Below are 1,386 nucleotides of genomic sequence, written 5' to 3'. Positions count from 1 at the left end.
GTGGCTTCCTCGGCTTCAATGCGTGTACTAATGTGATAAGTGCTTTCAATGGTTTCCCTTTTTTTAGTGCCATGCTCTAAAAGTCGTTTGTTGTTTCACACGTCCCAGAGAGTGACCAGTATGCACAAGTGGTACACCTAACCAACCAGCAACCCGACAACCCACATATCCAGCATCGGCGTAATGGCTATGAATCACATGGGGTAATTTTCCTACTTGGCGCAGGTGCTTGAGTAATTCATCGGCAAAATTATCTAAATGCGGCCAGAGAACTTCTTTGCGGAGATAACGACGTGGCCCGCAGTTAACACGAATAATTTGGGCTTTGTCACTTAGAATTTCTACTGGTTGAGCATAATCGGAACTAACTTTGGGATCATTAACTAAACGGGTTACCAGGTCTACTCGTTCTACTTGTGGATTTGCTGCTAAGGCTTGAGCCAATTCTACAGCATATTTAATTTGTCCACCCGTGTCTGCATCTGGTATTTGCTTCACCCAAGCGAGCGCCTATATCGCGGTAGAATTTTAAAGCATCTTCGTAGCGTTCTAAAGCTTGGTCACGTCGGTCTAGAAACTGCAAAACATCGCCAATGGCTTTTAATGTATTTGCTTCACCCAAGCGATCGCCTATATCGCGGTAGAATTTTAAAGCATCTTCGTAGCGTTCTAAAGCTTGGTCACTACGTTTGAGAAACTGCAAAACATCGCCAATGGCTTTTAATGTATTAGCTTCACCCAAGCGAGCGCCTATATCGCGGTAGAATTTTAAAGCATCTTCGTAGCGTTCTAAAGCTTGGTCACTACGTTTGAGAAACTGCAAAACATCGCCAATGGCTTTTAATGTATTAGCTTCACCCAAGCGAGCGCCTATATCGCGGTAGAATTTTAAAGCATCTTCGTAGCGTTCTAAAGCTTGGTCACGTCGGTCTAGAAACTGCAAAACATCGCCAATGGCTTTTAATGTATTTGCTTCACCCAAGCGATCGCCTATATCGCGGTAGAATTTTAAAGCATCTTCGTAGCGTTCTAAAGCTTGGTCACTACGTTTGAGAAACTGCAAAACATCGCCAATGGCTATTAATGTATTTGCTTCACCCAAGCGAGCGCCTATATCGCGGTAGAATTTTAAAGCATCTTCGTAGCGTTCTAAAGCTTGGTCACGTCGGTCTAGAAACTGCAAAACATCGCCAATGGCTTTTAATGTATTTGCTTCACCCAAGCGATCGCCTATATCGCGGTAGAATTTTAAAGCATCTTCGTAGCGTTCTAAAGCTTGGTCACTACGTTTGAGAAACTGCAAAACATCGCCAATGGCTATTAATGTATTTGCTTCACCCAAGCGAGCGCCTATATCGCGGTAGAATTTTAAAGCATCTTCGTAGC

At 43.6% G+C, this 1,386-nt stretch carries 1 protein-coding gene and 1 pseudogene; both read right to left on the bottom strand.

Annotated elements, in window-relative coordinates; all coding sequences use genetic code 11:
* Positions 1 to 483 (bottom strand): annotated as a pseudogene (locus tag NSP_RS10495) (glycosyltransferase); the annotation flags it as partial.
* On the bottom strand, positions 458 to 1,386 hold a 929-nt coding region (locus tag NSP_RS10490), incomplete at its 5' end, for a tetratricopeptide repeat protein (protein ID WP_017804058.1). The pseudogene NSP_RS10495 and the gene NSP_RS10490, both read right to left, overlap by 26 nt.

This window comes from Nodularia spumigena CCY9414 (assembly GCF_000340565.2).
Classification (GTDB): Bacteria; Cyanobacteriota; Cyanobacteriia; order Cyanobacteriales; family Nostocaceae; genus Nodularia; species Nodularia spumigena.
This window is presented reverse-complemented; position numbering and strand designations above follow the sequence as displayed.